At 63.6% G+C, this 18,492-nt stretch carries 21 protein-coding genes; 16 read left to right on the forward strand and 5 right to left on the reverse strand.

Annotated elements, in window-relative coordinates; genetic code table 11:
• Positions 1-13 precede the first annotated feature (13 nt).
• The gene (gene lpdA / locus NKH52_RS18180) at positions 14-1,420 is read left to right on the forward strand and encodes a dihydrolipoyl dehydrogenase (protein ID WP_352735713.1); all 1,407 of its coding nucleotides are present in this window, start codon (positions 14-16) and stop codon (positions 1,418-1,420) included.
• A gap of 474 nt (positions 1,421-1,894) precedes the next feature.
• Positions 1,895-2,482: a DUF2867 domain-containing protein gene (locus tag NKH52_RS18185; protein WP_352735714.1), complete on the forward strand. Its 588-nt coding sequence runs from the start codon at positions 1,895-1,897 to the stop codon at positions 2,480-2,482.
• 2 nt (positions 2,483-2,484) lie between these two features.
• Here NKH52_RS18185 and NKH52_RS18190 read toward each other — a convergent pair whose 3' ends face one another.
• The gene (locus NKH52_RS18190) at positions 2,485-3,555 is read right to left on the reverse strand and encodes a TraB/GumN family protein (RefSeq protein WP_023811275.1); all 1,071 of its coding nucleotides are present in this window, start codon (positions 3,553-3,555) and stop codon (positions 2,485-2,487) included.
• Between the two features lie 123 nt (positions 3,556-3,678).
• Positions 3,679-4,617, reverse strand: coding sequence for a tyrosine recombinase XerC (locus NKH52_RS18195; protein ID WP_352735715.1), 939 nt, complete (start codon positions 4,615-4,617; stop codon positions 3,679-3,681).
• Positions 4,618-4,746: 129 nt separating this feature from the next.
• Here NKH52_RS18195 and rimM point away from each other — a divergent pair, with 129 nt between their 5' ends.
• Both rimM and trmD read left to right on the forward strand, forming a co-directional pair.
• Positions 4,747-5,346, forward strand: a complete 600-nt coding sequence (rimM, locus tag NKH52_RS18200; RefSeq protein WP_352735716.1) for a ribosome maturation factor RimM — start codon at positions 4,747-4,749, stop codon at positions 5,344-5,346.
• Positions 5,343-6,047, forward strand: coding sequence for a tRNA (guanosine(37)-N1)-methyltransferase TrmD (gene trmD / locus NKH52_RS18205; protein ID WP_127296316.1), 705 nt, complete (start codon positions 5,343-5,345; stop codon positions 6,045-6,047). Before rimM ends, trmD begins: the two co-directional genes overlap by 4 nt.
• Here the strand turns inward: trmD and NKH52_RS18210 are convergent.
• On the reverse strand, positions 6,029-6,781 hold the full coding sequence (locus NKH52_RS18210; protein ID WP_352735717.1) for a sulfite exporter TauE/SafE family protein: 753 nt from the start codon (positions 6,779-6,781) through the stop codon (positions 6,029-6,031). The two genes, trmD and NKH52_RS18210, sit on opposite strands and share 19 nt — an antisense overlap.
• A gap of 329 nt (positions 6,782-7,110) precedes the next feature.
• Between NKH52_RS18210 and rplS the strand changes: the two genes are divergently transcribed.
• The 7 genes from rplS (at position 7,111) to leuC (ending at position 13,379) form a co-directional block, all read left to right on the forward strand.
• Positions 7,111-7,659, forward strand: coding sequence for a 50S ribosomal protein L19 (gene rplS / locus NKH52_RS18215; RefSeq protein ID WP_023811269.1), 549 nt, complete (start codon positions 7,111-7,113; stop codon positions 7,657-7,659).
• Between the two features lie 138 nt (positions 7,660-7,797).
• Positions 7,798-8,232 carry an organic hydroperoxide resistance protein gene (locus NKH52_RS18220; RefSeq protein WP_023811268.1) on the forward strand — a complete coding sequence of 145 codons (435 nt, stop codon included), beginning with the start codon at positions 7,798-7,800 and terminating at the stop codon, positions 8,230-8,232.
• Positions 8,229-8,732: a MarR family winged helix-turn-helix transcriptional regulator gene (locus tag NKH52_RS18225; protein ID WP_352735719.1), complete on the forward strand. Its 504-nt coding sequence runs from the start codon at positions 8,229-8,231 to the stop codon at positions 8,730-8,732. Before NKH52_RS18220 ends, NKH52_RS18225 begins: the two co-directional genes overlap by 4 nt.
• 176 nt (positions 8,733-8,908) lie before the next feature.
• Positions 8,909-9,706 carry a transporter substrate-binding domain-containing protein gene (locus NKH52_RS18230; RefSeq protein WP_056585774.1) on the forward strand — a complete coding sequence of 266 codons (798 nt, stop codon included), beginning with the start codon at positions 8,909-8,911 and terminating at the stop codon, positions 9,704-9,706.
• Positions 9,707-9,917: 211 nt separating this feature from the next.
• Complete coding sequence (locus tag NKH52_RS18235) at positions 9,918-10,730, forward strand: amino acid ABC transporter permease (protein ID WP_352735720.1); 813 nt, start codon at positions 9,918-9,920, stop codon at positions 10,728-10,730.
• 54 nt (positions 10,731-10,784) lie between these two features.
• Positions 10,785-11,420 (forward strand): class I SAM-dependent DNA methyltransferase, encoded by a 636-nt coding sequence (locus NKH52_RS18240; protein WP_352735721.1) that lies wholly within the window; start codon positions 10,785-10,787, stop codon positions 11,418-11,420.
• 549 nt (positions 11,421-11,969) lie between these two features.
• On the forward strand, positions 11,970-13,379 hold the full coding sequence (gene leuC / locus NKH52_RS18245) for a 3-isopropylmalate dehydratase large subunit (RefSeq protein ID WP_352735018.1): 1,410 nt from the start codon (positions 11,970-11,972) through the stop codon (positions 13,377-13,379).
• A 39-nt stretch (positions 13,380-13,418) separates the two neighbouring features.
• Here leuC and NKH52_RS18250 read toward each other — a convergent pair whose 3' ends face one another.
• A complete protein-coding gene (locus tag NKH52_RS18250; RefSeq protein ID WP_023811261.1) occupies positions 13,419-13,736 on the reverse strand; it encodes a hypothetical protein in 318 nt (105 codons plus the stop codon).
• 159 nt (positions 13,737-13,895) lie between these two features.
• On the opposite strand from NKH52_RS18250, the gene NKH52_RS18255 reads away from it, so the two are divergent.
• Both NKH52_RS18255 and NKH52_RS18260 read left to right on the forward strand, forming a co-directional pair.
• Positions 13,896-15,092: a GGDEF domain-containing protein gene (locus NKH52_RS18255; protein ID WP_352442074.1), complete on the forward strand. Its 1,197-nt coding sequence runs from the start codon at positions 13,896-13,898 to the stop codon at positions 15,090-15,092.
• Positions 15,093-15,167: 75 nt separating this feature from the next.
• Positions 15,168-16,376 carry a GGDEF domain-containing protein gene (locus NKH52_RS18260; protein WP_352735020.1) on the forward strand — a complete coding sequence of 403 codons (1,209 nt, stop codon included), beginning with the start codon at positions 15,168-15,170 and terminating at the stop codon, positions 16,374-16,376.
• Here the strand turns inward: NKH52_RS18260 and NKH52_RS18265 are convergent.
• Entirely contained in the window at positions 16,360-16,722 is a 363-nt protein-coding gene (locus NKH52_RS18265) for a hypothetical protein (RefSeq protein WP_352735022.1), read from the reverse strand. The genes NKH52_RS18260 and NKH52_RS18265 overlap by 17 nt on opposite strands.
• 262 nt (positions 16,723-16,984) lie before the next feature.
• Between NKH52_RS18265 and NKH52_RS18270 the strand changes: the two genes are divergently transcribed.
• The 3 genes from NKH52_RS18270 to sdhD all read left to right on the forward strand — a co-directional run bounded on the left by NKH52_RS18270 (position 16,985) and on the right by sdhD (position 18,491).
• Entirely contained in the window at positions 16,985-17,413 is a 429-nt protein-coding gene (locus NKH52_RS18270) for a hypothetical protein (protein ID WP_352735024.1), read from the forward strand.
• 260 nt (positions 17,414-17,673) lie between these two features.
• Positions 17,674-18,093 (forward strand): succinate dehydrogenase, cytochrome b556 subunit, encoded by a 420-nt coding sequence (gene sdhC, locus NKH52_RS18275; RefSeq protein ID WP_352735026.1) that lies wholly within the window; start codon positions 17,674-17,676, stop codon positions 18,091-18,093.
• 2 nt (positions 18,094-18,095) lie between these two features.
• Positions 18,096-18,491: a succinate dehydrogenase, hydrophobic membrane anchor protein gene (gene sdhD / locus NKH52_RS18280; RefSeq protein WP_352613007.1), complete on the forward strand. Its 396-nt coding sequence runs from the start codon at positions 18,096-18,098 to the stop codon at positions 18,489-18,491.
• Position 18,492 lies beyond the last annotated feature (1 nt).

Raw genomic sequence — 18,492 nt, forward strand, 5'->3', positions numbered from 1 at the left:
AAGGGAAACAAACATGGCTTATGACGTCGTTATCATCGGATCGGGACCGGGCGGCTATGTCTGCGCCATCAAGGCGGCGCAGCTCGGGCTCAGGGTTGCGGTGGTCGAGAAGAACGCGACCTTCGGCGGCACCTGCCTCAACATCGGCTGTATTCCGTCGAAGGCGCTGCTCCATGCCTCCGAGATGTTCGCCGAAGCCGGCCATTCCTTCGACGCGCTCGGTATCGAGATACCAGCGCCGAAATTGAACCTGACGAAGATGATGGCGCACAAGGATGCGACGGTGTCGTCGAACGTCAACGGCGTCGCCTTCCTGTTCAAGAAGAACAAGATCGACAGCTTTCGCGGCACCGGCAAGGTGGTCGCGGCCGGCAAGGTCTCGGTGACCGGCGAGGACGGCAAGGTCGAGGAGATCGAGACCAAGAACATCGTCATCGCCACCGGATCGGATGTCGCCGGCATTCCCGGCGTCAAGGTCGACATCGACGAGAAGGTGATCGTGTCGTCGACCGGCGCTTTGTCGCTGGACAAGGTGCCCGGCCATCTGGTGGTGGTCGGCGGCGGTGTCATCGGCCTCGAGCTCGGCTCGGTGTGGGCGCGGCTCGGCGCCAAGGTCACCGTGGTCGAATTCCTCGACACCATCCTGGGCGGCATGGACGGCGAGGTCTCCAGGCAGTTCCAGCGGCTGCTATCCAAACAGGGTTTCGAGTTCAAGCTCGGCGCCAAGGTCACCGGCGTCGCCAAGGCCAAGAAGGGTGCCACGGTCACCTTCGAGCCGGTCAAGGGCGGCGCCGCCGAGACGATCGAGGCCGATGCGGTGCTGATCTCGACCGGGCGCCGCGCCTATTCGGACAGTCTTGGGCTGAAAGAAGCCGGCGTCGAGGTCGACGAGCGCGGCCGGGTCAAGACCGACGGCCATCTCAGGACCAATGTCCCGGGCATCTATGCCATCGGCGATGTCATCGCCGGGCCGATGCTGGCACACAAGGCCGAGGACGAGGGCGTGGCGGTAGCGGAAACCATTGCCGGCCAGGCCGGCCACGTGAACTATGACGTCATTCCGAGCGTCGTCTACACCAGCCCGGAAATCGCCTCGGTCGGCAAGACCGAGGAAGAGTTGAAGAAGGCCGGCATCGACTACAAGGTCGGAAAGTTCCCGTTCAGCGCCAATGGCCGGGCGCGCGCCATGCTGCACACCGACGGTTTTGTGAAGATCCTCGCCGACAAGCAAAGCGACCGCGTGCTCGGCGTGCATATTGTCGGCTTCGGCGCAGGCGAGATGATCCACGAGGCGGCGGTGCTGATGGAATTCGGCGGCTCGTCTGAGGATCTGGCCCGCACCTGCCACGCGCATCCGACGATGTCGGAAGCGGTGAAGGAGGCGGCGCTGGCCACGTTCTTCAAGCCCATTCATATTTAAAGACGAACGTAGCGCTGCCCCCAAAACAGAACGGCCCGCCTTTCAGCGGGCCGTTCGTATTCAATATCGAGCCGACTTATTGGGCTGGGGCTGGAGCCGGCGCTGGTGCTGGTGCCGGAGCAGGCGCCGGTTCTGCAGGTGCCGGGGCAGGTGCTGGGGCAGGTTCGGCCGGCTTCATCGGTTCCGCCGGTGCCGGTGCGGGCGCCGGTGTGCTGGCTGCCGGCGGCTCGGCGGGTGCCGGGTGCTCACCGCTTCTTCCAAAAACATAATACGCGACAACCGCAAGAATAACGACGACCAGCGCAATCAGCCAACCACTACCGCCACCGCCGCCACTTGGCCTCGGAGCGTTGGTGGACGAATTGAACGGGTCGTTTGGATTCGGTGCGTTCGCCATAAAAGTGTCCTCCGTGGATGAAAAATATCAATCAACACCACATAACGCGCAATCATTGAACTGGTTTCACGCTAGGGTTGGAAAACGCCAAAAACAAGGACAATCCCGCCGTTCCGGAGCCGGAATGGCGCCTTTTCGCCACGCAACGCGCCAAATTGGTGCCTATCATGGTTTTTCCGGAGGATTTTGCCGTGACGAATCCCATAGCAGAGTTTGTCCCGAATCACTGCGATGCTCTCGCCGGAGCCCAGTTCGCCGACCGCTATGTGCTGGTCACTGAAGGTCTTTCTTTAACCGCACTCGGCGCGGCGGAACGCGCCTTGGGGCGAACGCCGCCCTGGGTCGGCCGGCTCATGGCGCTGCGCAACCTTGCCGTCAGGCCGTTCCGGTTGAAGACGGGCCTGGAAGCTGCGGTGTTGCCGTCGGGCCGGATCGGGATATTTCCGCTCATCAGCCAGTTTCCCGGCAAGGTTGTGCTTGGCCTCGACGACCGGCATCTCGATTTCCGGGTCCTGGTCGAAGTCCGGGATCTCGGCATGGGCCGGCAGGAAGTGGCCGCGACGACGATCGTCAAGACGCACAATTGGCTCGGGCGCGCCTATCTCGCGATCATCATGCCGTTCCACCGGATCGTCGTTCCGGCGATGCTGGCCCAGATCAGATAAGGTTACAGGCCTACAGGCGTGACGGTGTAACCGGCCTTGCGGAAATCCTCGACGAGGCCTTCGGGACCGGGAAGGTGGAGGGCGCCGACCGCCATGAAGACGTTGCCCCTGGCAAGGATCGGTTCGGCATGCTCGACCATCACCTTGTTGCGGCTGGTGATCATGGTTTCCTCGAACGCCGCATAGCCCGCGGGGTCGTCCGTGCCATCCGGCATGGCCACGCGAAACAGCGGCCAGAACATGCCGGTGTCGCCGCGCTGGTAGAGCACGATCATGGTTTCGTTGATGTCGTTGATCTTATCGCCGAGCTTCAGCGTGTCGACGAGACCCTTCATGTGAAACGCCAGCGGCAGCGAGGCCATGGCGCGTAGCTGGCTTTCAGCCGTCTCCAATCCTTCCACCGGCTTGCCGGAAGCCTTCGCACCTTGCGCCAGCCTGACATCGAGCACCGGGGCGCCGCCTGACTGGCGGGCCAGCTCGCAGGCCGGCAGTGCCATCATGGCCGAGAGCATCCACGGCTTCATCTTGGCAACCGTTGCCGGAGGAATGCCGCGTGCGTCGAGGGCGGCGTTCATGGCCGCCGCATCGTCGGGCGACAGCAGCGACGCCAGCGTCGTCGAATCGGTGAACATCATCAGGTCCGGCTCCTGGAGCATCGCGACCATCATCTTCTGCTTGTCGAGCACGTCGGTGGTTTCGATGACGATGGTGCCGGCGGCGTCATAGGCTTTCTGCGCGTCGGGAGGCAGCGTGGTGACGCGCGGGTCGGTCATATGCATGGTGCCGAACAGGAAGGACGGCTTCTCGCCGGGCTTTTCCAGCTTCCACAACAGGCCCTTGCCGTTCGGTGTCGCTGCGGCTTCCGCTTCGATCTTGCGGTAGGTCGCCGGATCGTTCTTCTGCAAGGCCGACAGCATGTCGGCGCCGGTGCAGGTCGGGATTCCGGCATGCGCCTTGCCGGCCGCGAACAGCAGCACGGCGAGGAACGACAGGAAGAACAAAACATTGAGCGCGACGAGCAGCTTCAGCGACACGGAAGCTGCACGGTCGGCGATGGCGATGACGCGTTTCATGGTTCTGTCTTCATGTTTGACCATGATCTTTTCCGAAAACCGGGTCCCACTTTTCGGGATCATGGTCAGTTCTAGAACCGAAAAGCGGCAAAACGGTTAATTGGTACTGCGAAATTGAAGGGTTCATGCCCTTGGATGCGCCGACTCGTAAATCTCGAGCAGCCTCGCGGTGTCGACGCCGGTGTAGATTTGCGTCGTCGACAGGCTGGCGTGGCCGAGCAGTTCCTGGATGGTGCGCAAATCGCCGCCGCGGCCGAGCAGATGCGTAGCGAAGGAATGTCGCAACGCATGCGGCGTCGCGGTATCGGGCAGGTTGAGCGCCGAGCGCAGTTTGGCCATGTCGCGCTGGACGATGGCCGGGTTGAGCGGGCCGCCGCGGGCGCCGCGAAACAGCAGGCCCTTGGGGTCGAGATGATAGGGGCAGAGCCGGCGATATTCGGCGATCGCCCTGAGCGCCACCGGCAGCACCGGCACCAGGCGCGTCTTGCCGCCCTTGCCGGTGACGCGCAGCACCCTGTCGTCCGCCGACGCCAGATCGGCGCCCGCCAGACCGAGCGCCTCGGAAATGCGCAGGCCGGAGCCGTAGAGCAGTGTCAGCACAGCGGCGTTGCGGGCCGCGATCCAGGGTTCTTCCGCCAATTGGCCTTCGATGGAAACGATATGCTTGGCGTCGCTCGCCGTCAGCGGCTTGGGCAGCGATTTGGGCTGGCGCGGTGCGCGCAGGGCTGCCGCACCCGCCGCATTGGCAAGGCCGCGCCGCTCGAGGAAACGCAGCAGCGAGCGGATGCCGGCGAGACCCCGGCCGAGCGTGCGGGCACCGGCGCCGGCATTGCGCCGCGCAGCGAGGAAGCCGCGCAGGTCGGCCGGGCGCAGATCGGCGATGTCCGAAATGCCGGGCGAGCCGCCGCAATGGCCGGTGAGGAAATGCAGGAACTGGCGCGTGTCGCGCTCATAGGCTTCCACCGTCTTAGGCGACAGCCGACGTTCTCGCGCGAGCATCTTCAGCCAGCTTTCGCGCGCCGCCTGGAGATCGGGTTTGGCCGGGATCAGGAATTCCTGCATGGCGTGCTTTCGACCTTTGTTTCATGCATGCCCCGCCATTTTCCGGCAGCCGGGTTAGGAAGCGGTGAAGAGCGCGTCATTGAAATGACGATCGGGGAGCGTTAGAGCAAAGCCAAAGGATTTAGCGCCATGAGCAAGCCCCAGAACCCTGTCCAGATGGCCGTGATCGGCGCCGCCCATGGCATCAAGGGCGAATTGCGGGTGAAGACCTTCACTGGTGAACCGCTGGCGCTGGCCGACTACGGCCCGCTCTACGCCCGTGACGGCCGCGCCTTCCAGATCATCGACATCAGGCCCGCCAACACCGTCGTCGTGGTCCGCTTCAAGGGCGTTGCCGACCGCAACGCCGCCGAGGCGCTGGCCGGCACGGAGCTGTTCGTCGACCGTTCGATGCTGCCGGAAGACGGCGAGGAAGATGAATTCTATCATGCCGACCTCGTCGGCCTCGAAGTCCGCGACGACACGGGTGCCGTGCTTGGCAAGGTCGTCGCGGTGCACAATTTCGGCGGGGGCGACATTCTCGACGTGACGCTGGGCGGGCGCAAGGGCGTGCTGATCCCGTTCACACAGGCTGCCGTGCCACAAGTGTCGATCGCCGAAGGCTTCGTCCGTGTCGACCCGGCGGCGGCCGGACTTGTCGAGGACGAGGATGGCGACGGCCCGCGAGAGGAAGACTTCGATCCGAAGGGCAGGCCGCGCGGACCGAGCGATGCCGGGGGCAACCGGTGAGTTTTTCCGCTTCGGTGCTGACGCTTTACCCCGAAATGTTTCCCGGCGCGCTCGGCCTGTCGTTGGCCGGCCGGGCGCTCGAGGCCGGCACGTGGTCGCTGGAGGCAATCCAGATCCGTGACTTCGCCACCGACCGTCATCGCACCGTCGACGACACGCCAGCCGGCGGCGGCGCCGGCATGGTGATGCGCGCCGACGTGCTGGCGAAAGCCATCGACCACACTTCGCCGGAAGGCGACCTGCGGCCTCGGCTGCTGATGAGCCCGCGCGGCAAGCCGCTGACCCAGGTCCGCGTGCGCGAACTGGCCGCAGGACCGGGCGCGGTCATCGTCTGCGGCCGTTTCGAGGGCGTCGACCAGCGGGTGATCGACGCGCGGGGATTGGAGGAAGTCTCGATCGGCGACTACATCCTCTCGGGCGGCGAGCCGGCAGCGCTCGTTCTGCTCGATGCGGTGGTGCGGTTGTTGCCGGGCGTGATGGGTAACGCGGTGTCGGGCGAGGAAGAAAGCTTTGAGAACGACCTGCTCGAACACCCGCACTATACGCGGCCGCAGGAGTTTGAAGGGCGCGAGATTCCCGAGGTGCTGATCTCGGGCAATCACAAGAAGATCGCCGCCTGGCGGCGGGCGCAGTCGGAAGCGCTGACGAAAGAGCGGCGTCCTGATTTGTTGGGCGCCGCCGCTCAGCCTTTCCAAAAGTAATACAAAGCCAGAAACAGGCCGACCGCGACGACGAAGCCGCGCACCGCGTTTTGCGGCACGCGCCTGGCGATCCAGACGCCGGCATAGCCGCCGAGCGCGCCGCCCGGGATCATGATGATCGCCTGCGGCCAGGCGACGACGCCGCCCGAGACGAAGACGACGATCGCGACCGCGGCGATGACCATGGCCAGCATGTTCTTCAACGCATTCAGCCGGTGATAGTCGCCGGCTTGGGTGAGGCCGAGCGTCGCCAGCATCATCACGCCCATGCCGGCGCCGAAGAAGCCGCCATAGATGGCGGTGAGAAACTGCGCCAGGGAGCCGGCGAGCGAGCCCACCGCCGCTTCATGGCCGGGCTTCGGCACCGGTTTCAGCCAGGGGCCGGCGGCGAACAGGGCCGTCGCGGCCAAGAGCAGCCACGGCACCAGAGCACGAAACGAGGGATTGTCGAGCGCCAAAAGGATCAGAGCGCCGGCCAGTGCGCCCACGGCCGAGATCAGGCACAGCAGCAGCGCGCCGCGCCAGAAATGCCTGATATCGGCCGAGTAGGCGAGGGTCGAGGTGATGTAGCCTGGAAATTGCGTCACCGAGGAGGTGGCGTTGGCGACGATCGGCGGCAGGCCGACCAACGTCATGGCGCCGAAGGTGATGAAGGTGCCGCCACCGGCGACCGCATTGGCGGCGCCTGACAGAAAGCCCGCCAGAAAGAGCAGGATGGCATCGAAGACAGACATGAATTGCGGCCGCTCAAAACTGTGTTATTTCAGGCTTAGAAAGCCTGAACGACCGGCGCAACCCGGCACGGCAGGATTACGATGGTGCCATGCGAGCAGAAAATGCGCTGCCAAGGCGTGACAAAGCGGCGAAATAGCTGTATGTGCCCGCCCGTACCGGCCAGAAAAGAATCTGCCGGACCCGTCAACAATGACGGTGTAGTCGCCCCTGCCTGATGTTTCAAAGACAAGTGTCTTGGAGACAAAGGGCATAGCCAAGCGGTCAATGGAACTGCAAGGCGAGTGTCGGACGCTCTGACTGTCGGAAGAACAAGAAGTGGACTTTTGAGATGGATATTCTCCGTCAGCTCGAGGCCGAACAGGCCGCCAAGATCGAAGCCAAGCGCAAGCTTCCCGAATTCCAGCCCGGCGACACCGTGCGCGTCCAGGTCCGCGTGACCGAAGGCACCCGCACCCGCGTCCAGGCCTATGAGGGCGTCGTCATCGCCCGCGCAGGCGCCGGCTTCCAGGAGAACTTCACGGTTCGCAAGATTTCCTACGGCGAAGGCGTCGAGCGCGTGTTCCCGGTCTACTCGCCGATGGTTGAAGGCGTTGAAATCGTTCGCCGCGGCAAGGTGCGTCGCGCCAAGCTCTACTACCTGCGCGATCGTCGCGGCAAATCGGCCCGTATTTCGGAAAACACCGGCGTGCGCGCCCGCAAGCTGAACGACGAGGAGCGCGATGCTCTGAACGCCGAGAAGGCCCGCATCGAGGCCGAGAAGGTGGCAGCCGCCGAGGCTCTGGCCGTCGAGAAGGCCGCTCAGGACGCCGCCGAGAAGAAGGCCGCCGCCGAGGCAGCTGAAGCCGCAAAGGCAGCCGAAGCAGCCACCGCCGAATAAGTTTTTCGACGAGCAAGTTTGAAAAGGCGGCTTCGGCCGCCTTTTTTCGTTTCCGGGGCCGGCTGGCGGAAAAGTCGGCGGTTGACTCGGTTTAGATCGTGTACTAAACAATCGTGCACGATTTAAATGGAGAATGAAATGCCTGCATTGTATTCTACCCAAGCCCGCGCCGTCGGCGGCCGCGCCGGCCATGTCCAGAGCGATGATGGCTTGCTCAGCCTCGATCTTGCCATGCCCAAGGAGCTTGGCGGCAAAGGTGGCGCCACCAATCCCGAACAGCTTTTCGCCGCCGGCTATGCCGCCTGCTTCGAAAGCGCCATGCGCTTCATCGCCGGCAAGCAGAAACTGCCGCTGCAGGATGCCTCGGTGACGGCAAATGTCAGCCTGCACAGCAATGCGCAGGGCGGATTTGTGCTCGGCGTTTCGCTGGCAGCGGAAACAAAAGGTCTTGATCAGGCGGCGGCGGAAGCGCTTGTATCGGCGGCGCACCAGGTTTGCCCCTATTCCAACGCCATCAAGGGCAACATCGAGGTGGCACTTTCGGCTAAGGCGCTTCCGGCAAAGGCAGCATGAACACAAAACAGACGGACGATACCACGCAGGCCTCGGCGGATTTCGCCGGGGTGCCGAAACTCGACGACCAGATCTGCTTCGCCCTCTATTCGGCTAGCGGGCTGATGACACGGCTCTACCGGCCATTGCTCGAACCGCTCGGCCTCACCTATCCGCAATATCTGGCGATGATGGCGCTGTGGGAGCGAGCGCCACGCACGGTGGGTGGGCTCGGCGAGGTGCTGGGTCTCGATTCGGCGACGCTGACACCCCTGCTCAAACGGCTGGAGGCGGGCGGCTTCATCACCCGCCGGCGCGACGCTGCCGACGAGCGCCGGGTGCTTCTGGAGCTGACAGCCAAGGGACAGTCGCTACGCAGGCCCGCCAAAGACGTTGCTGTCCAGATACTCTGCCAATTTCCCCGCCTCAGCGCGGTCGAACTGGATGGCCTGCACCGCATCCTGGCCAAGCTCATTGCTGGGCTGCGCGAGACGGACGCCAAGGCACCGGCGGCTGACTGACCGCCGGCTAAGGCACGGATCTCCCGGAATCTTCCGATTGAGAGCATTGGAATCCGATTTCGCCCCAGGCGACACGGCAGAGCGTCTTGCATGACGCTTGCGGAAAGCTAAAGTCGGCGCCGGATTTTCCTGCAAACCCGGCCATGCCCGGGTCATCAATTCCCGGGGAGTGTGTCATGACCAAATCGAAACTGCTGCTGGCGGGCCTGCTTGCCCTCGTCCTGGCACCCGTTGCCGCCTTCGCGCAGGCGCTGCCCGACCTCGGCGGCAAGAAGGTGGTGGTTGTGACCGAAAACGCCTATCCGCCGCTGCAGTTCATCGATGCCAAGACCGGCAAACAGATCGGCTGGGAATATGACGCGATGAACGAGATCGCCAAGCGGCTCAATTTCACGGTCGAGTACCAGAACACTTCCTGGGACGCGATGATCCAGGCGGTTTCCGACAACCAGTACAACATTGGCATGACCGGCATCACCATCAAGGACGACCGCAAGGAGAAGGTCGATTTCTCCGACCCCTATATGCGCTCGGAACAGTTCATGCTGGTGCGCGGCGATGAGAGCCGCTTCACCGACGCCAAGACCTTCGGCGCCTTCAAGGACGGGCTGATCGGCGCGCAGGCCGGCACCACGCCCTTCTACACCGCCGTCTACAGCGTGCTCGACGGCAATGAGCAGAACCCGCGCATCAAACTGTTCGAGACGTTCGGCGCGACCGTGCAGGCACTGAAATCAGGCGACGTCGATGTCGTGCTGACCGACGGCACCGCCGGCAAGGGTTATGTCGATGCCTCCGAAGGCAAGCTGAAGTTGATCGGCGGACCGCTCGGCACCGAGGATTTTGGGTTTATCTTCCCGAAGGGGTCCGACCTGGTGAAACCGGTCAACGCGGCCATCGCGGCGCTGAAGGCCGACGGCACCCTCGATGCGCTCAACAAGAAATGGTTTCTTGATTACAAGATGGGGCAGTAGCGATCTTGTAAACTCGCGCTGACTTGCGCTTGAACACCCCCCTCTGTCCTGCCGAACATCTCCCCCGCAAGGGGGGAGATCGGCTGTTCGCCCTGCCTTCGCGTACCTCCAGCATTGAAGAAAAGGCGCGGGCATTGAAGCTGCCAATCTCCCTCCTTGCGGGGGAGATGGCCGGCAGGCCAGAGGGGGGTGCCTTGGCGCAATCCTTCTGATGCAGGTCCCTTCCTCTTCGTCCAAAGCCGACTTCCCCTGGTGGCTCGTCGTTGCCGTAACCCTCGCCATCGCGGTGGCCGTCTTCGTCGCCACCAGCAACCTCTATACCCAGGTGTTCGCCACGGTCGTCAAGGGCATCGGCGTCACCATCTTCGTCACCGTGATCGCCTTCGTGCTGGCTTCGGCCATGGGTCTCGGCATCGCGCTGATGGGAATGTCCGGCTCGCGCGGGCTGCGCCAGATCGCGCGCTTCTATGTCGAGATCATCCGCGGCGTGCCGATCCTGGTGCTGTTGTTCTGGATCGCCTTTGCCGGTGCACCGGCTTTCGTCGCGGCCTGGAACGCGCTGACCGTGCCGCTGCAAAGTGCCGGCCTGTTCGGCGAGCTTTTGGTGCGCGACGTGTCGCTGCTCTGGCGCGCCATCATGGCGCTGACCATCGGCTATTCGGCTTTCATCTCGGAGGTTTTCCGGGCCGGCATCCAGTCGGTGGAGAAGGGCCAGATCGAGGCGGCGAAGGCGCTTGGGCTGACCCGCGCTCAGCGCTTCCGGCTGATCGTGTTCCCACAGGCGATCCGCACCATCCTGCCGCCGCTCGGCAATGATTTCGTCGCTTTGGTCAAAGATTCCTCGCTGGTCTCGGTGCTCGGCGTTGCCGACATCACGCAGATGGGCAAGGTCTACGCCGCCGGCTCCTTTCGCTTCTTCGAGACCTATTCGATAACGGCCTACATCTATCTCATCCTGACCGTCGGCCTGTCGCTGGCGCTCAGGGCGCTGGAGCGGCGGCTGCGCCGCCAGCACGAGGAATAGTTTTTCGGCGAAGACAGCATTACGATCCCCGAGCATTCCCGTTGAGGAGGTCCCATGATCGTCGACAAAGCCAATGCGGCGCTGGATTCCGTCTACACGGCCGACACGCCGGAAGCGCTTGAAGAGGCCTATGCCGCATGGGCCGCGACCTATGACAGCGAGACCGCCTCGCTCGGCTACCTCCTGCCTTTCCTGATCACCGCCTGGGTGGCGCGCCATGTGCCGGCGGGCGATGGCCCCTTGCTCGATGGCGGCTGCGGCACTGGCCTGTCGGGACCGTCGCTGAAGGCGCTCGGTTACCGCGACATTGCGGGGCTCGACCTCTCGCACGATATGCTGAAGATTGCCGGCAGCCGCAATGCCTACAGCGAACTGAAGCAGGCAATGCTGGGCGACACGTTGCCATGGCCTGACGGCCACTTCCGCGCCTTCTTCTCGACCGGCGTGTTCACCATCAGCCATGCGCCGGCCTCTAGCCTGCACGAGCTGGTGCGCATCACCCGCAAGGGTGGCCATGCCATCTTCACCGTGCGTGACCAGGTGTTCGAAAGTGGCGGCTTTCAAGCCGTGTTCGATGAGCTGGAGCAAGCTGGGAAATGGCGGCTCGTCGAACAGAGTCCGTGGTTTCGCTGCTATGCGATCGCTGAGCCGGACGCGCTGGTGAAGACGTTTGTGTTCGAGGTTTTGTGAACTGAGAGTTTGCCGACCTTGGCTCCCTTCCTCTCCCTCCGGAGGGGGGAGAGGTGGCGCTGCGCAGCAGCGACGGAGTGGGGGAAGCCATTGGCCGAACGCGCCGCCACAAGACAGGCAAGAAGACTCAAGCAGGCGGTAATCAGGCGGAAGTATTTGCTTCGGTGAGGGGCCCACCCCCACTCGGGCGTGCTCCGCTCGACACCTCTCCCCCGATCGACGGGGGAGAGGAACGGCGCGAACTCGCCGACCTTGGTGCTCTTCCTCCCCCGAACGTCTAAGGTGAGGGCGAGGAATCCAGGTTCTGAGAAGAATTGCCGAAAACCCAAAACATTGGTATGAGCCACGCCATGGAAGAGCTTTTTGGCGATCCGGCCTACAAGGGGTTCGTGCTGCAGGACAGGAAACGCCTGCCGTCGCGCTTTTCCGCGCGCGTGTCCGGGGCGCTGACCAGCCGACTACCCTAGGCCGACCTGTTCAGGTCGTTTTCGCCGGGCCGCAAGTCAGGCGTCTGCTCTTTCCCATTCTCATATCGACGGATTTACGCACATGAGCGCACCGCGCACCCTCTACGACAAGATTTTCGACGACCATGTCGTCGACCGCCAGGACGACGGCACCTGCCTGCTCTACATCGACCGCCACCTGGTCCATGAAGTGACCAGCCCGCAGGCCTTCGAAGGCCTGCGCATGACCGGCCGTAAAGTCCGACATCCGGAAAAGACGCTGGCCGTGGTCGATCACAATGTCTCGACCTCACCCGAGCGCAAGTTCGGCATCAAGAACGAGGAAAGCCGTATCCAGGTCGAGGCGCTGGCCAAGAACGCCAGGGATTTCGGCGTCGAATATTATTCCGAGAACGATATTCGCCAGGGCATCGTCCACATCATCGGTCCGGAGCAGGGCTTTACTCTGCCCGGCATGACCATCGTCTGCGGCGACAGCCACACCTCGACGCATGGCGCTTTCGGCGCGCTGGCGCATGGCATCGGCACGTCCGAGGTCGAGCATGTGCTGGCGACGCAGACGCTGATCCAGCGCAAAGCCAAGAACATGCTGGTGCGTGTCGACGGCCAGCTGCCGGAAGGCGTCACCGCCAAGGACATCATCCTGGCCATCATCGGTGAGATCGGCACCGCCGGCGGCACTGGCTATGTCATCGAATATGCCGGCGAGGCGATCCGTGCGCTGTCGATGGAAGGCCGCATGACGATCTGCAACATGTCGATCGAAGGCGGCGCGCGCGCCGGCCTGATCGCCGCCGACGAGACGACCTTCGCCTATGTCAAGGACAAGCCTCGCGCGCCGAAGGGCGCGTCCTGGGATGCGGCACTCGAATACTGGAAGACGCTGCAGTCCGACGAGGGCGCGCATTTCGACAAGGTGATCGTGCTCGACGCGGCCAAGCTGCCGCCGATCGTCTCCTGGGGCTCCTCGCCCGAGGATGTCGTGTCGGTGCAAGGCATCGTGCCGAACCCGGACGACATCACCGATGAAAACAAGCGCACCTCCAAACAGCGCGCGCTCGACTATATGGGGCTGACGCCGGGCACCAAGATCACCGACATCACGCTCGATCGCGTCTTCATCGGTTCCTGCACCAATGGCCGCATCGAGGATCTGCGCGCCGTCGCCAAGGTGGTCGAAGGCAAGACGGTCAGCCCGCATGTCGATGCGATGATCGTTCCGGGCTCCGGCCTGGTCAAGGAACAGGCGGAAGCCGAAGGGCTCGACAAGATCTTTGTCGCCGCCGGCTTCGACTGGCGCGAGCCGGGCTGTTCGATGTGCCTTGCGATGAATGATGACCGGCTGAAGCCGCATGAACGCTGCGCCTCGACCTCGAACCGCAATTTCGAGGGCCGGCAGGGCTTCAAGGGCCGCACCCATCTGGTTTCGCCGGCGATGGCGGCGGCGGCGGCGATCGCCGGCCACTTCGTCGACATACGCGAGTGGAAGTAACCCGGATTTGAACAGAACCCGAGCCGTGTGGGCTCGGGTTCAAAGCTTTCCGTCGCGGCGGACGAGTTCGTGGAACTCCTCGCGGCGTCCCGGCTGTTCGGCGGCGACCACAAGCGCAAGCTGTTGTTCCTCGAAGAGCTTGAACCATTCGTCCCATTCGACAAGTTCATAGCCTCCCGCATTGAGCGGCCGTTCAGGCTGGTCCTGGTCCTGATAGGCGTGCTGGCCGAAGACCAGCCTCAACATGGGCTGCGTCCCCGCCTCCGGCGATATGTCGACGATTGCGGGAAAGCCGGCGCGCCCGGCAGCCCACGAGCGGATCGCATCGTGGTCGGTCAGTGTGATTGTGTCGGCCATGGGTCGCTCCAGATTGTGAACGGAGGAACGCTGACTGGGGACTGCGGTTCCCTGCATTATTTTGAGGCGGCGGTCCTGCTTGCCGCTTTCGCTTAACCGCTTGTTTGCGCTTGCTCTCTAAACTCTTCCCTGACGTAAGCTAGGGGAAGTCACAGTCGGTTGGACACGGGTCTGCTCATTGCGCTGCTCAACCCGACGATCGCGCTGGCGCTCGGCGCGGCGTTCCTCGTGCTGTGGTCCTATCAGCGCCACCGCCCCTATCTGGCCGTTCTGGCGATCAGCTACAGTCTCTCGGCGGCTGGCTTCCTGCTCCAGTATTTCACCTTGCCCATCGGGATGCCGCTGACCAAGCTTACGTCGAACATCTGCTTCACCATCGCTGCCTGCTGTCTGTCCAGCGCCGTCATCCACCGTTATGGCCGCAAGGTGCCCTCTGTGGGGATCGCCGTGTTGGCGGGCGGCGGCCTGGCGTCGTTATGCTGGTTCCTGTTCGTCGCGCCGGATCTCACCTGGCGCATCCTGGCGATGAATTTCGCATTCGGCGGCATCAGCCTTCTGGTTGCCGCCGAACTGCGCCCGGTACGCAACAACGGCCCGACCGAAAAAATCCTGTTCGTACTGTCGCTGCTGTCGGGCGTCAATTTCTTCGTGCGCACCCTTGCCGTCGTCATCGCGCATGGGCCCTTCGCCAGCTATGACGGGTTCTATGGCTCGTCCTACTGGACGACGGCGCTGCTGTCGCACGCGCTGCTCTCGCTGCTCATCGCGCTGTGCCTGTTTTCCGCCGCGGCACTCGACGTGTTGAAGGCATTGAAGACCGAGACCTATACCGACCCCCTGTCGGGCCTGCTCAACCGGCGTGGCTTCGAGGAGCGAGGCATGCGACTCTTGCAGCACTGCGCCTCGGCCCGGTTCCCGGTCGCGCTGGTGCTGGCCGACCTCGATCACTTCAAGGCGCTCAACGATGTGCATGGGCATGGGGCGGGCGATCGGGTGATCGCCGACTTCGCCGCCAAGCTTCGGTCGGCGGCCGGCGCGCGCGGTGTTGCCGGGCGTATCGGCGGCGAGGAATTCGCGGTGCTGCTGCCCCTCAGCGATCTTGCGGCGGCGCGGCTGTTCGCCGAAGCGGTGCGCACCGTCTATTCGGCCGGCCATGTCGACGGGCTTCCCCTGGGAACGAAGGTGACGGCAAGCTTCGGCGTGGCGGCCCGCAGCGGTGGCGAGGCGCTGGAGCCGCTGATGCGCCGTGCCGACGATGCGCTCTACAAAGCCAAGAAGAACGGCCGTGACAGTGTACGCCTGTCCTATGAGCGGCCGGAAACGGCGTTCCTGCCGGAGCCGCTCAAGACCGGCTGAATCTGTCCGGGCGGGACGGCGTTAACGTCTTCTTCGCCCGTCGATGATTAGCTGTCGGCGCGGGTGCGGGAGAACATGAGCGGCGCCAACTTCATCCTGTTGATCAATCTGTCGGTTGCCGGCCTGCTGGCGGCATCCTTCATGGCGGTCGCCTTCCACGATGTCGGCCGGGCGCCGGCGCGCTGGCTGGCATTTGGCTATCTGCTGGGCATGGCCTATTCGGCCATCGAATTCTCCATTCCCGCTTTTGCCGACGCGCGGCTCCCGGTCGTTGCCGCCTTCGCGGTCTTCCTTGGCGCCACCATTGCGTTCAATGGCGGGCTTGCCCGCAAATACGGCGTGGCGCCGCCCTGGAAGCCGATGCTGTTTTTCCTGTTGGCCACCACCATAGCCGTGTATTTCGTGCAGGACCTGCCTCGCCAGTCGCTCATCCGCATCATGGCTTACCAGCTTCCCTATGCGGTCATGCAGTTCGTCGGGCTGGCCATCGTCTGGTCATCGAGGCAAAAGCTTGACCGTCTCGATCGCATATTGATGGCCGTGCTGGCGGCGAGCGGCCTGCAGTTTGCCTCCAAGCCGTTCATCGCGCATGCGCTCGGCGGCTGGGGCGCCAATCCGCAAGCCTATCTGCAAAGCAACTACGCGCTGGTGTCGCAATCGCTCGGCACTGTCTTTGCGCTGGCGCTGGCGCTGCTGATGCTGGCCATCCTGGTTCGCGACGTGCTTGCCGAAGTGACGTCGAAGTCGGAGACGGACACGCTTTCGCGCCTGCTCAACCGCGGCGGCTTCACCCGCCATGCCGAGCTGGCGGTGCTTGGCGCGATGCGGCAAGGCGTGCCGGTCGCGCTGGTCATCGCCGATCTCGATCATTTCAAGAGCGTCAACGACAGTTTCGGCCACGCGTCCGGCGACCGGGTAATCGAGATTTTTGCAGGCTTCCTGCGCGAAGCCGCCGCCGCGCATCACGTTGCCGGCCGCATCGGCGGCGAGGAGTTCGCCATCATCCTGCCGGGAACCAACCTTGCCGCGGCGCGGCTGTTCGCCGAGGGCACGCGCAGTGCTTTCGGCGCGCTGCCCATCGACGGACTGCCGGCGGACAACCGCTGCACCGCGAGCTTCGGCGTCGCCGAACTTCATCCGAGCGAAGACTTTGCCGATCTGATGCGGCGCGCCGACCTGGCGCTCTATCAGGCGAAGAATGCCGGGCGCGATTGCGTGCGCGTCTCCGCCGGGCCGGCCGGCAACTGGTCGTCAGCCGGTATCGAGGCTAGCGGCAGGGGCTGAGCTCGGGCATCTCGCCGTCGGAGAGACCGTACATATAGGAGCGGCCCTTCACCAGCACCGGAGGCCGGTAGCAATCGCTATAATCGCTGATTTCGTCGGCTTCGTTCTCGTAGATCACCTTGGGCTGGCCGGCGCTGGTGTAGTCGGAAAGCTGCTTGGCCAGCCTGCCTTGGCCGACGATGATGCGCTTGTAGCCGGCGGCGCTGTCGACGACGAGGTTGCCGAAGGAATCGGCGTAGACGCGATCCTGATGCCGCGCGCCGGCAAGCGCCGGCGCTGCAATGCCGACGACCGAGGCCGCCACGATGAGCGCCGCGAGGCGCGATCTGCCTGAATTCGAACGCATGGCGTCCTCCGTATCTTGAGGGAAAGCCTCCTCGAATCAGAAATTAACGTTTTCTTAACCTTTGTTAAGAGGCTGGCGCGTTTGGCGGCGATGTCTCCGTAAACATGGTTAATATCCGTTAATATCCGACTGGATGGAAAACCCGGTGGCCATCATTCGGCCATTCTTGGCCGCACCATCGCGCCGGTGTCCGTCTCGGCGTCGGGATGACCTTGATCTTGGCAAAGCATCGCGGCTGGTTTGCCGCGCGGGAGGACAGCATATGTCGCTACGCCGGCCGAATTGGGCGTCCGTTTTCCCGTTGCTCGTTATCGTTGCAGCCTGTGTGCCGCAGGACAGCGCGCCGAAGGCGGTCAATACCGTCGTCGTCTCACCTGCGTCGGCTCAGCAGTCCGTCACAGCCGCGGCGCCTCCGACAGCTGCAACCAAGATCATTACCGACCTTACTGCGCCGCGATCCGGCATAGGCACGGCCACCTACAGATGCGGCAACAACGGTGTGATTTCCATCCAAAATCTAGGGACGTCGTTGCGTGTGGTCGGGTCCGACGGCGCGACCGAGGAGTTTGCGGCATCGCCTGCCAACCAGAGCAGCCGCTACCAGGCGGCCACGCATGACGCAATCGTGATCGACGGACGCGAGGCGCTGGTGATGAAGAAGGGGTCGACGCCGCGGACCTGCAAACGCTAGCGCTGATCTCAATGCCGCTGGGCCCTGGGGCCAGACATGTTGCACTGCAGCGATATCGAGCCGGCTTCGGGCCTTCCGGCCTAATCGATTGAAGCCAAAGCCCGCCTTTTAGTCAGACTAAATTACGTTTTCGAAACAGTTTTCTGGCTTTGACGCGGTGCAAAAAGAGCATTAGAAACCGGCTGTCCGAAGTCGCAACCGGAAGCGGCAATGCCGCATTTCCACCTGAGGCTCCAGAGAGACGCCGAACTGGGGGAGCCATGAGCAAATCACCAGCCACCCGCGAATTTGTCAGACGTGAACGGCCGATTTCGCCGCACCTCACCGTGTACCGGCCGCCGATCACCATGACGATGTCGATCATTCACCGCATCACCGGTGGTGCGCTGTATTTCGGCACGCTGCTGGTCGCCCTGTGGCTGATGGCGGCGGCTTCCTCGCAGGCGACCTTCGATTGGGCCAACTGGGCCTTCGGCACCTGGCTCGGCCGATTCATCCTGTTCGGCTACACCTGGGCGCTGATGCACCATATGCTGGGTGGCGTGCGCCATCTGGTCTGGGACACCGGCGCGGGCCTGGAGAAGCATACGGCCTCGAAGATCGCCTGGGCGACGCTGGCCGGCTCGATCCTGCTCACGCTGCTGATCTGGATCGCCGGCACCATAGCGCGGGGAGCCTGACCATGAGCGGCAAAAACACCGACATGCGCACGCCGCTGGCGAGGGTCCGCGGCCTCGGCTCCGCCCGCGAAGGCACCGGGCATTTCTGGCGCCAACGCCTCACCGCGATCGCCAACATCCCGCTGATCCTGTTCTTCGTCGGCTTCCTGATCGCGCTCAACGGCGCCGACTACGCACATGTGCGGGCAGCTCTTGCCAACCCGTTCGTGGCGCTGGTGATGGCCCTGGTGCTCATCTCCGGGCTCATCCATATGCGGATCGGCATGCAGGTGATCATCGAGGATTACGTGCATGGCGAAGGCATGAAGCTGGCGCTGATCGCGCTCAATACATTTTTTCCCATAGCGGTCGGCGTCGCCTCGATCTTCGCCCTGCTCAAGCTGACATTCGGAGGCTGAG

The sequence above is a fragment of the Mesorhizobium sp. M1066 genome (assembly GCF_040318635.1).
GTDB lineage: Bacteria > Pseudomonadota > Alphaproteobacteria > Rhizobiales > Rhizobiaceae > Mesorhizobium.

Bases quoted from the DNA above. Each gene is read 5' to 3' on its own strand.
- lpdA (WP_352735713.1), top strand. From the start codon at position 14: ATGGCTTATGACGTCGTTATCATCGGATCGGGACCGGGCGGCTATGTC.
- NKH52_RS18190 (WP_023811275.1), bottom strand. From the start codon at position 3,555: ATGAAACGCGTCATCGCCATCGCCGACCGTGCAGCTTCCGTGTCGCTG.
- NKH52_RS18195 (WP_352735715.1), bottom strand. From the start codon at position 4,617: ATGCAGGAATTCCTGATCCCGGCCAAACCCGATCTCCAGGCGGCGCGC.
- rimM (WP_352735716.1), top strand. From the start codon at position 4,747: ATGAGCAAGCCCCAGAACCCTGTCCAGATGGCCGTGATCGGCGCCGCC.
- NKH52_RS18210 (WP_352735717.1), bottom strand. From the start codon at position 6,781: ATGTCTGTCTTCGATGCCATCCTGCTCTTTCTGGCGGGCTTTCTGTCA.
- rplS (WP_023811269.1), top strand. From the start codon at position 7,111: ATGGATATTCTCCGTCAGCTCGAGGCCGAACAGGCCGCCAAGATCGAA.
- NKH52_RS18220 (WP_023811268.1), top strand. From the start codon at position 7,798: ATGCCTGCATTGTATTCTACCCAAGCCCGCGCCGTCGGCGGCCGCGCC.
- NKH52_RS18225 (WP_352735719.1), top strand. From the start codon at position 8,229: ATGAACACAAAACAGACGGACGATACCACGCAGGCCTCGGCGGATTTC.
- NKH52_RS18230 (WP_056585774.1), top strand. From the start codon at position 8,909: ATGACCAAATCGAAACTGCTGCTGGCGGGCCTGCTTGCCCTCGTCCTG.
- NKH52_RS18235 (WP_352735720.1), top strand. From the start codon at position 9,918: ATGCAGGTCCCTTCCTCTTCGTCCAAAGCCGACTTCCCCTGGTGGCTC.
- NKH52_RS18240 (WP_352735721.1), top strand. From the start codon at position 10,785: ATGATCGTCGACAAAGCCAATGCGGCGCTGGATTCCGTCTACACGGCC.
- leuC (WP_352735018.1), top strand. From the start codon at position 11,970: ATGAGCGCACCGCGCACCCTCTACGACAAGATTTTCGACGACCATGTC.
- NKH52_RS18250 (WP_023811261.1), bottom strand. From the start codon at position 13,736: ATGGCCGACACAATCACACTGACCGACCACGATGCGATCCGCTCGTGG.
- NKH52_RS18260 (WP_352735020.1), top strand. From the start codon at position 15,168: ATGAGCGGCGCCAACTTCATCCTGTTGATCAATCTGTCGGTTGCCGGC.
- NKH52_RS18265 (WP_352735022.1), bottom strand. From the start codon at position 16,722: ATGCGTTCGAATTCAGGCAGATCGCGCCTCGCGGCGCTCATCGTGGCG.
- NKH52_RS18270 (WP_352735024.1), top strand. From the start codon at position 16,985: ATGTCGCTACGCCGGCCGAATTGGGCGTCCGTTTTCCCGTTGCTCGTT.
- sdhC (WP_352735026.1), top strand. From the start codon at position 17,674: ATGAGCAAATCACCAGCCACCCGCGAATTTGTCAGACGTGAACGGCCG.
- sdhD (WP_352613007.1), top strand. From the start codon at position 18,096: ATGAGCGGCAAAAACACCGACATGCGCACGCCGCTGGCGAGGGTCCGC.